The 9,980-nt window shown below is 66.9% G+C and carries 9 protein-coding genes and 1 pseudogene; 3 read left to right on the plus strand and 7 right to left on the minus strand.

All coding sequences use genetic code 11. The features are described from left to right. Both EOA28_RS13080 and EOA28_RS13085 read right to left on the minus strand, forming a co-directional pair. The coding region (locus EOA28_RS13080) for an FAD-dependent monooxygenase (protein WP_128314937.1) at positions 1-481 on the minus strand (481 nt) is incomplete at its 3' end. After that, complete coding sequence (locus EOA28_RS13085; protein ID WP_127250989.1) at positions 478-2,004, minus strand: formyl transferase; 1,527 nt, start codon at positions 2,002-2,004, stop codon at positions 478-480. The genes EOA28_RS13080 and EOA28_RS13085, both read right to left, overlap by 4 nt. Before the next feature lie 246 nt (positions 2,005-2,250). Here EOA28_RS13085 and EOA28_RS13090 point away from each other — a divergent pair, with 246 nt between their 5' ends. Both EOA28_RS13090 and EOA28_RS13095 read left to right on the plus strand, forming a co-directional pair. After that, on the plus strand, positions 2,251-4,350 hold the full coding sequence (locus tag EOA28_RS13090) for a Wzz/FepE/Etk N-terminal domain-containing protein (RefSeq protein ID WP_127250988.1): 2,100 nt from the start codon (positions 2,251-2,253) through the stop codon (positions 4,348-4,350). 55 nt (positions 4,351-4,405) lie between these two features. Beyond that, positions 4,406-5,689 (plus strand): VpsF family polysaccharide biosynthesis protein, encoded by a 1,284-nt coding sequence (locus EOA28_RS13095; RefSeq protein ID WP_245501516.1) that lies wholly within the window; start codon positions 4,406-4,408, stop codon positions 5,687-5,689. Here the strand turns inward: EOA28_RS13095 and EOA28_RS13100 are convergent. The 5 genes from EOA28_RS13100 to EOA28_RS13115 all read right to left on the minus strand — a co-directional run bounded on the left by EOA28_RS13100 (position 5,648) and on the right by EOA28_RS13115 (position 9,125). Continuing rightward, positions 5,648-6,058 (minus strand): type II toxin-antitoxin system HicB family antitoxin, encoded by a 411-nt coding sequence (locus tag EOA28_RS13100; protein ID WP_127250987.1) that lies wholly within the window; start codon positions 6,056-6,058, stop codon positions 5,648-5,650. The two genes, EOA28_RS13095 and EOA28_RS13100, sit on opposite strands and share 42 nt — an antisense overlap. A 59-nt stretch (positions 6,059-6,117) precedes the next feature. Beyond that, positions 6,118-6,300 (minus strand): type II toxin-antitoxin system HicA family toxin, encoded by a 183-nt coding sequence (locus tag EOA28_RS40185; RefSeq protein ID WP_245442571.1) that lies wholly within the window; start codon positions 6,298-6,300, stop codon positions 6,118-6,120. Between the two features lie 161 nt (positions 6,301-6,461). After that, the gene (locus tag EOA28_RS40910; protein ID WP_281059005.1) at positions 6,462-6,596 is read right to left on the minus strand and encodes a hypothetical protein; all 135 of its coding nucleotides are present in this window, start codon (positions 6,594-6,596) and stop codon (positions 6,462-6,464) included. Between the two features lie 50 nt (positions 6,597-6,646). After that, entirely contained in the window at positions 6,647-7,912 is a 1,266-nt protein-coding gene (locus EOA28_RS13110) for a cellulase family glycosylhydrolase (protein ID WP_127250985.1), read from the minus strand. Positions 7,913-7,937: 25 nt separating this feature from the next. Next, positions 7,938-9,125, minus strand: coding sequence for a DUF1972 domain-containing protein (locus tag EOA28_RS13115; protein WP_245463263.1), 1,188 nt, complete (start codon positions 9,123-9,125; stop codon positions 7,938-7,940). 356 nt (positions 9,126-9,481) lie between these two features. Between EOA28_RS13115 and EOA28_RS13120 the strand changes: the two are divergent. After that, a pseudogene (locus EOA28_RS13120) lies at positions 9,482-9,980 on the plus strand (glycosyltransferase family 1 protein); the annotation flags it as partial.

A 9,980-nucleotide genomic window follows, 5' to 3' on the forward strand; every position in this document is an offset into this window, starting at 1 on the left:
GGGCCACCACCAGAAGCCGCGCATCGATGACCGAGCCGTCGGTGAGCACGAGGCGCTGCCGGTCCGGCCCGGTCGACACCTCGGCGACCTTGCCCACCGTCAGCGGCACTTCCGGAGGCAGCGCCGCGCGCATGCCGTTGACCAGCGGCGCGTAGGAGAAGGCGTATTCGAAGGTCTGCTTGCGCTCGAACAACTGGCCGAAGCGGAAGACATGGAGGTCGGTCATCGGCGTGGAGAGCGACCTGAAGACCGAGCCGAGGCCAAGCTTCTCGAACAGCCCCATCTGTTCGTCGCGGGTTTTCTCGGCCCTGAATTCGTCATGGTGGACACGGTGCGGATCGATCAGCGCCACCTTGCGGCCAGCCTTGGCGAGCGTTATCGCCAGAACGGTTCCGGCCAGCCCGGCGCCGACGATCGCCACTTCCGCCTCGGTCCTGCCGGGCGGGGCTGCGGGCGTTTCGCGGTTCTCGGTGGTGCTCATTGCTTGTCTCCAAGGCCCGGGGGCATGCTCTCCCGCCGCTGCTTCCAGCGCGGCGCCATTGCCGAACCATCTATAAATTCCAGCCCGCCCGCTTCGTTGAGTGTGTGTAGCTTGCGGCCGGCCCAGCCGGCGCCGGGATTGAGGATCGTCTCGACGACCTGTTCGAAGCCGCCCTCGTCGAGACGCGTGACCCGCGCGATGCCGAGCGCGGCGCCATAGCTCCTGCGGCAATCCTGGACCGGACGCAGAAGCTGCCCGCCGCGGTTCACCATGCGCCCCGCCGAACGCGCCGACGCGATGTCGATCAGCAGCGGGTTCTTCGGATGTGGTGTCCACGGCCCGCGGAAATCCGGCGCCGACCACAGATGCAGCTGGTCCGAGAAAGCGCCGCCGCCGTCGCGCACGGTGGCGAACATCCACCAGCGCCCGCCATGCTCAGTGAGCGTTGCGTCGCTGGCGACGATGTCCGACAACAGCGTCGCTTCCTTGACCCAGCCGCCCGGGAAGGCGGTGGCGCGGTAGAGATCGACGCTGCGGTTGGCGCCGCTTTCAGGCACCATCCACATCTCGCCGTCGCGCTCGAACACGAAGGGGTAGGAGAGGTGGTAGGGCAGTTCCAGCACCGGCTTCGGGGTGCCTGCCGGTCCGTTCGGCCCGAAAGCCACCGCCGACAGGATCGCCTTGCCGGTGCGGTGGATGTAGTCCTCGACGAACAGCGTCACCTGGCCGCGGTAAAGCACAGGGAACGGATCGGCGTAGAAGCGGCTGCCGTCGTCGGCGAGGTCCCGCCAGCCCGATTGCGGATGGGCGCGCAGTTCGTAGAGGTCGCTGCCTCCGGTCTCGCGCCAGCCAACCCGCCAGTGCGGGGCGTTGTAGCACAGATGATAGATCTGCTGGACGATGCGCCGCGCCGTCGCCTTGGCGGCCCGCACGCCGAGCTTCGTGGCCGATGGCATGGACGGGGACGACGCCCCGGATGGCGGTTCGGGCAGCACAGGCAGGTGCGAGCGCGCGGCGCCATTGACCGCCGCCACGATCAAGCTGGCCGTGCGTGCCAGCATGTCCTGGAAGGATGCCAGCGCAATGCCGTGATATTCGGTGCCGAGCCGCCCCTCGGCGACAACAGCGCCGTTCTGCTCCAGGCGGGCGAGCGGCGTGCCCCCGGCAAGGATGAGCGCCAGCAGCGCTTCCTCGCCGCAGACGCCGTCATAGGCGAGCCGCCAGACCTGTCCGCCTTGCGGCTCGACGTCGCCGACGAGGTCGATGGTGAGATCGGCCGGCTGGGACGCCCTCGCATGGCCGGCCAGCATCGAAATTGGCACACGCCTGGCCGTCCCATTGGCGGGCAGGCGGTGGATAAGCGTCTCAAGCTGGAACAGCGCTTCGGCCGCCTGCGGCACACCGCCCGCCGCCGGACGCGCGTCGACGCAAAGCTCGATACCGGGCAGCCGCGACAGCCTTTCGGCCAGCGCGACATGGAAAGCGCGCACGCGATCGCCGTCGAGGCGCAGGTTCAGGCGCATGGCCCGTCCCCGGGCGACTCGCCTCCGGAGCCGGCAGGCAGGCCCGCCGGTTCTAGTTCCCGCCGCATGCGCACGATGTCTCCAATTTCAGCTGCACCTAATTTCCACCGTGTCGGTGCAAACTTCGTGCCAGGGCAGCCCCAATTTATGAACATAATTAACAGTGTTTTAATCGTTGCCGGGAATAGCTAGGCCAACGCCGCATTTCTCGTCTTGCCGGCCGATGGAGCGTTGTCGGAGCGACCTTTGCAACCACCCCTGCTCATGGTGCCCCAGCAGAACGCTCCGGAGGCGGTCGCGCCGGCGCCAGCCTATTACGCGCCCGCACCGGCGCCAGCGGCTGCCACGGTCGAGCTTGGCGATCTCGGCCGCATCCTGCTGCGGCGCCGCTTCCTGATCCTCGCTGTCACCGCGCTGCTCACCGGATTGACGCTTGTCTACACCATGCTGACGCCGGCGCTCTATTCCTCGACGGCGCAGATCATCGTCGATCCCGAGGACCTCCAGGTCGTCACCAACGACGTCAATCCGAGCCGCATCTCGCCCGACGGCGGCATCACCCAGGTCGAGAGCCAGGTCAGCGTCGCGCAGTCGAACGGCGTGCTGCTGCGCGCGATCAAGGCGGAGAACCTCACCGAGGATCCGGAGTTCAACGGGCAGGGCGTTCTCGGCCGCTGGATGGGCGCGCTCTTCGGCGGCAATGGCAGCGACAGAACGGCGACAACGCTGGATTCGCTGCGTCGCGTGCTCGCCGTGAAGCGCGACGACAAGGTTCTGGTGCTCAACATCATCATCACCGCCAAGAGCGCGCAGAAGGCGTCGGACATCGCCAACGCCATCGCCAACGCCTACCTTGCCGACCAGGCCGACGCGCGCAAGGAAAAGGCGGCCAAGGCCTCCGAGGCGATCACCGCGCGGCTCGACGAACAGCGCAAGCGCGTCGAGCAGGCCGAGAATGCGGTCGAAGCCTACCGCTCGCAGCAAAACATGGTGATGGCCCAGGGCAATCTGGTGAGCGACCAGGAGCTGACCGGGCTCAATGCCGAGCTGACCGCCGCGCAGGCGCGCACCCAGCAGCTGAAGGCGCAGGTCGATCAGTTGCGCAGGCAGGGCAGCGCGCCGGACGCGACCTCGGAAGCCACGCGCTCCTCGACGATTTCGAGCCTCAGGGCGCAGGAAGCGGCGCGGGTCGACCAGATCGCCCAGCTCGGCACCGGGCTCGGGCCGCGCCACCCCTCGATGATCGCCGCCCAGCAGCAGCTGCGCGACCTGCGCGTGCTGATCCAGCGCGAGCTTGGCCGCATCGTCACCGCCGCGGAGACCGACTATGAGCGGTCACTGGCCAACCAGCAGGCCCTGCAGGCCAAGGTGGAGGCGCTCAAGTCGAAGTCGCTCGATACCGACCAGGCTTCGGTGCGCCTGCGCGAATTGCAGCGCGACCTGGACGCCGTGCGCACCGTCTATGCCAACTACCTGCAGCGCGCCCAGGAAACACGCGAGCAGACCAATGTCGACAGCACCAATGCCCGCATCATCTCCTATGCCATGCCGGCGCTGAAGAAGAGCTGGCCGCCGAAGGGCCTGCTTGTCTTCGGCGCTGTGTTCGGCGGCCTGGCGCTGGGCATCGGCATGGCGCTGATCGCCGAATATCTTTCGCCGACCGTGCTTTCCGCCAACCAGATGCAGTCGGCCATCGAGGCGCCGGTGCTGGGCGTGCTGCCGGGCCGGGGGCGCCGCCGCTCCGGCGCTGCCGCCCAGAAGACCGACGCCGTGGCCGGGCTGGCGCTGCAGCGCATCGCCGCCGCCACCAGGCGCCCGGCCGACTGGCCGCTGGTGCCCTCGATCCTGGTGGCGTCGCCGCCCGAGGACAAGGTGCAGCGCTCGAGGGTTGCATGGCAGCTTGCCAACGCGGCGGCGGCCAGGGGCCGCCGCGTGCTGTTCATCGACATCAATGCCGGCAAGGGCCAGAAGGACCCGCAGCCCGGCGTGCTCGACGTGCTGCGCGGCGAATATCCGCTCGACGCGGTCAGCCGCTATGCTCCCGGCAGTTCGGTGGCGCTGATCGGCAGGGGCCGGCCGGCCGCGGTGTTCCAGGAAGCGCAGGCGCTCTATTTCGCCCACCGCATGCTGGCCGAGGCCAATCGCAGTTTCGAGCTCGTCGTCATCGACGGCGGCGCGCTGGCCGACGACCTCAACGTCCTGCCGCTGGTCGCCATGGCTGACGAGATCCTGCTCGTCGCCAGGCTGAACGCGACGCCGATGCGGGACGTCGCCTCGACCTCCGAAGCGGTCTCCGTCATGGGACGGTTGCCGACCGGCGCCATGCTGGTCGACGAGGCGGCCTGACATGGCCTCGATCCTGGCGGGTCCCGCCCGGCCTGTCCCGGCCCCGGGCTACGGCATGGCGGGCCCGAGCACTGTTCCGGTCGACACGCTGACCCGTCTTGGCATCACCGTGGCGGTGCTGCTTCTGTTTTCCATCTCGGGCGGCATGCTGTGGCTGGCCGGCTACAATTACGACGGCCTGCAGGGCAGCCCGCTGAGCAAGATCCACCCGTCCACCTATCTCTTCGTGCTCGTCTTCGTCTGGCGCGCCTGCACCTTCGGCAATCCGGTCGGCTACGTGGTCCATGTCACCAACAAGCGGCCGGCAACGATGCTGATGGCGGTGATCTCGACGGTGCTTCTCTTCGTCGTCATCCTCAGGCAGCGCCCCGGCATGGCCGGCATGATCGACACGTTCGTCGCACCGGCGCTGGTCGTGCTGCTGCTTAGCGAGGACGATGAGAAGACCTTTGCCCAGCTGCGGATCGTCATCCATGCGGTGATGACGGTGAACGCGCTGATGGCACTGTTCGAGTTCGGCACCAAGCATCTGGTGTTCCCCTACAGGTTCGACGGCGCCGTGTTCGTCAATGATCTGCGCTCCACCGCGCTGCAGGGGCATCCGCTCTCCAATGCCACGGTCACTTCGAGCTATGTGCTGTCGCTGCTGTCGGGTTCGCGCTCCCTGTCGACGCCGCTCAGGCTGGCGCTTGTCGGGCTGCAGTTCTGCGCGCTGGTCGCCTTCGGCGGCCGCTCGGGCATGGTGCTGACGACCCTGCTCGGCGGCGTCTATTTGCTGATCCAGGGCCTGGCACAGCTCAGGACCGGGCGTGTCAACCTCTTGGGTGCCGCCCTGGTGATCATGCTCGCCGCGCTGCTGCCGCTGGCGATCGCGCTCGCCGGCTATTACGGCTTCTTCGACGCTCTGCTCCAACGTTTCGTCTCCGACAGCGGCAGCGCCAATGCCCGCGTCGAGATGTTCGACCTCTTCAGGCATCTGGAGCTGCGCGACCTGATCGTCGGACCCGATGTCGACCTGCTCGACAGCATGCGCCGCATCGGCGGCCTGGAGCAGGGCATCGAGAACCCGATCCTGCGCCTGACGCTCTACCAGGGCGCCTTCTTCACGCTTCTGATCTTCTTCGGCTTCGCGCTGTTCATGCACGAGGTTGCGCGCCGTTGCCACCCGGGCATCTGGCTGCCGATGCTGGGCTGGCTCATCCTGCTCAACACCTCCGAAAGCATCGCCTCCAAGACGACGCTGATGACCAAATTCGTGGTGATCGCGCTGGCGCTGTACAGGCCGGCGAAGGAACGATCAGACAGTTTCCTTAAGCCTCTCCCTGGCCGCCGCAGCTAGAAACGCAGACCTGGTGACACCCAGTCGATGAGCTGCTTCGTCGATGTCGGCCAGCAGGCCTGCATCCAATGAGATATTGGCCCGGGCCGGCCGGCCATAGTCGCGTATGAGGGGGACCGAGATCAAAACGGCGCCATCGGTCAAGGCCGATCGTACCGCCTCATCGGCCATAAGCTCGTCCATGCTGCGAGGGCGGGGAGCGTCACGACCCTCCGCCAGTTCTTCAGCCACCCATTCAGCCAGAGCCGCGGTTGCGTCCTTGAATGCCTCATCCCGGTTTTCCGATTGGGCCACGCAGCCTGGTGCATCGGGGAACGACACACCGACGATGCCGTCCGCGGCATCCACGAGTGCGATATAGCGAGACATGTCCTGGTCCTATGTTCTTCGTTGCCTTGCTCTTGATGGAGCGTGGTGAGGAGTCGGTATTATTCCCAGCCCGCCGCTTTTGCGATTGACCGGGCTACCAAGGGCGTCACCGTCTTGTGCCGGGGAACCATGATCGTCGGCATCCCGGCCTTCTTGTATTTGTCGTGTTTCGAGCCGCCGACAAGCTGCCAGCCCTCCCGTTCCAGCCGAGCCTTGATCTTGGTGGTGTTGGTCTCCGGCACAAGGATTCCTTGGGAAGCTAACGTGCAATTATTTGCACAATTTGCACGACCTATCAACGAAAATGCGCAAATAGATGTACATTCTGGCTGCCCGGCGGCGAGCGATTGGCGGCGGGCGCCGTTCATCACCCGGAGCAGAACAGGGCGACCGAGCACAGCCTTTACGCATTGGCCGCCACCCCGCTCGCCTCATGCCTCCGCGTCCCAAGCAACACCAGCGGCACCGCGACCAGGTTGATCGCTATCACCGACAGCCAGATGGTGATCTCGCAAGAATGCACCGGTCTCCCACCCACCGGCTCCCGCATCAAACCAAACGCTTGGAACGGTTTGGTGATTCAAAAAATCAAGTTGGCGGCATCGTCAAGCCCAGCGCCTCGACCATGGCGGGATCGAGAGCGCGAGTGGTGTCGTCCATCATGCCCATGCCGTCGAATAGGTCCCAGAACGCCCAGGGAAAGCCGGCGGCTTCGGCGCTCTGCCGCACATCGGCGATGTAGCGGACGCGGTCGGGATTGGGCGCGGCGGTGTAGCGGGCGTCGGTGCGCAGCGCGCCGAACTCGCCCATGATGATGCGCCCGGGCGCGATGCCATGGCCGTCCGCCCAGTCGCTCATCTGCGCGAGGTAGCCGTCGATGAAGCCGCGGTCGGGCTGCGCGTCGAAATAGACTTTCAGCACCTTCTCGGTCTCGGCATAGGCGGCCTTCTTGGCTTCGTCGGACCTCTCCGTATCCTCAGCCATCCTGGCCCGGACCGAGGCCAGCGTCTGCTCCAATGAGCCCGCCGAGGCTGGCCACGGCACGTTGTTCAGCGCGCGATAGACCGGCTCGCGCATCCATGGCGCGCCCTGATGGCTGAACAGGTAGGGTTCGTAGAAGTGGAAGGTGAACAGGATCGGCTCGAATTCCGCCAGCGGCGCCGGATCGAGCGCGGTGAGGCCCCGCACCATCGAGCCGCAGCCGCCGGTGGTGAGCAGCGGCAGGTCTTTCGCCGCGCCACGCGCGGCGGTCAGCAGCGCTGCCTGCACCTTGGGCCACACCTCGGAAGAACAGTCCTGCGGCGGCTCGTTGACCGGCTCCAGCGCGACCCCGCCGGGCGCTATGTCCTTGAGCATGCCCGCCACGTCGGCAACGAAGGCCCGGTAGCGGGCGAATTCCGGCGCGCCGGTGCTGGAAATCATGCGCTCGGGGTTCCAGTAATGGGTGGCGCCATTGGCCTGCACGTTGACGATGACGCCGAGATCGGCGGCCAAAGCCGCTTCGACCGCCGCGCTGAGCATCGCCATGAGGTCGGCGCGTCGGTCCGCATCGGCGACCAGGAACGGGCCCGGATCGACAGGCAGGCGGATGAAGTCAAGCCCGCTGGCGCGCAGCCGGGCAAGGTCGGCCGGCGTCGGCACCGGCCGCTGAGACTGGAAGGGCGGCCAGTCATAGTCGGTGCGGGGCGCGGGGAATTCGCGCGTCAGTGCAAACCATGGCCAGGCGTTGACGCCGCGCCTGAAAGGCCATTCGCCGGCGGCGCGCGCTTTAGATACAAGCGGCGGGACCGCCAGCGGCGCCGTCGCCACGGCCAGCGCCGCGCCGAGCAGACGGCGGCGAGACCAGCCGGTCATGCGTGCCCAGTCATGCGTGCCCCAGTCATGCGTGTTTTGCGCGGTCGGCCTTCGCCGGCGCGGCCGTGGCGCCGCCGAGCTGCTGCAGCGCTTCCTTCTCGTAGGCGCTGAGCACGTCTTCCCAGCGGAAGGCCTCGCGGGCGCGTGCCCGCGCCGCCTTGCTGCAACGCGCCACCAGCGCGTCGTCGGCCAGCGCCGTGTCGATCCGTGCGCTCAGGCTGTCGGTGTCGTTGAAGTAGATCGCCGCCTCGCCGGCGACCCAGCGGTTGTAGCGGTTGTCATGGGCGATCACCATGTTGCCGGCAGCCAGCGCCTCAACCAGCGAGGGGTTGGTGCCGCCCACAGTGTGGCCGTGCATATAGGCGCGCGCATGGTAGCGCAGCGCCTTCACGGTCGCCTGGTCGTAGATCGCGCCTGGCATGATCACCGTGTCGCTCGCTGCCTCGCGCACGGCTCGATGGTAGGGGATCTCGTCGTTGAGCGTGCCCAGCACCACCAGCTTCATGTCGCTGCGATCGCGGCGGCGGAAAGCTTCGATGATCGGCAGGATGTTGTTGTCGGGTTCGATGCGCGCGATCGAGACCAGGTATTTGCCGGGCTCGAGCCCGAGCGCGCGAACGGGTTCCTCCGGCGCCGAGGTCACCGGGTCGGCCCCATAGGCGATGGTGGTGATGGCGCTGCGCGGCCGCCGCGTCGCCAGATGGTCGGCGATCGCCGGGTGGTCTGCGATAAGCCGTTGCGACAGCCAGGCGCCGATCCATTCGTTGAGCCAGAACCAGGCGCGCGCCGCCGGCCCCCATTTCGGCCGCCGCCACTCGATGCCGTCCATATTGGTGATGATCCTGCGCCGCATGAGCCTGAGCCAGGTCAGGAACACCGCGCCGTTATAGCCGAGCACCAGGCACACGCCGGGGCGCCTGGCGGCATCGAGCACGCATTGCCAGTCGAACTCCAGCGTCGCGCGCGGCCCGCTGGAGGCGACCTCGATGGTGATGAGCTCGATGCCGCGCCAGGTGTCGCTCGTCACCCTTTGGCCGACGCGCTCGACTTCCTTCTGGCAATAGACGCCGACCTTCCAGCCGCGTCCGGCCAGGAAAAGCGCCAGCCGCTCGGCGAAAGTCTCGAAGCCGCCGTGGGAAGCCGGAATGCCGCGTGTCCCCAGGATCAGGATCGAAGGCTTTTCGATCGGGTTGGAAGATAGTTCCGGTTTCAAAATAAAAGGATTCCCCCGGGGTCCGGTCATGGTTGTCGCTATGTCAATGACCGCCCAGCAACTTCCGTGCCAGGGGTACCCCCAGGGTGGATACTCGCATGAAGGTGTAAAATTTCTCTTCAGAGCGCGGGGCTTGCTTCATTATCGGTCAACCTTCGCGACGTATCTGTGTCGATACGGGGCACGGTCGGGTACCAGGGCCGCAGCAGGGCAATCAGGAAGCCGGCACGATCCTTGCTCCCGGGCCTGCAGTGGCCACCGCTGGGTGGAGCGGCGTGCGGATTTGGCATGAAGTTTCTTCCGCGCTTGAAGGGCCCGGTGCCGAGCGGACTCGAGGTGCAGGTGGAAAGAAAGTGATGCGCATTGCCTGCGTTCATCAGGGCTACGAGCTCTATGGTTCGGACCGCAGCTTCGCCGAGAGCGTGGCTGCGCTGCGCGCCGCGTTTCCGGCCGCCGAGATCGAGGTCGTGCTGCCGCGCCAGGGGCCGATCGTCGAGATCCTCAAGCCGCATGCCAGCCGCATCGTGTTCGAGCCGCTCTGGGTGCTCAGGCGCCAGGCGATGCTCAGGCTCGCCACCGTCGAGATGGCGCGACTGCCCGCGGCGCTCTGGCGCGCCTGGCGCCGCATGCGGGGCAGCGACCTGACCTATATCAACACCTCGATCATCGCCGACTATGCGCTGGCCGCGCGGCTTTTGCCGCGCAAGGCGCTGCTGCACATCCACGAAATCCCCGAGCGCATATTGCGCAAGGTGCTTGTCGCCCTGATGCGCTGGAGCCGTGCGGACCTGATCTTCAACTCGCGCGCCACGCGCGCAACGTTCGGCGATCCGCCGGCCATCGATGCCAGGGGGC

The organism is Mesorhizobium sp. M2A.F.Ca.ET.067.02.1.1, from assembly GCF_004023285.1.
Classification (GTDB): domain Bacteria; phylum Pseudomonadota; class Alphaproteobacteria; order Rhizobiales; family Rhizobiaceae; genus Mesorhizobium.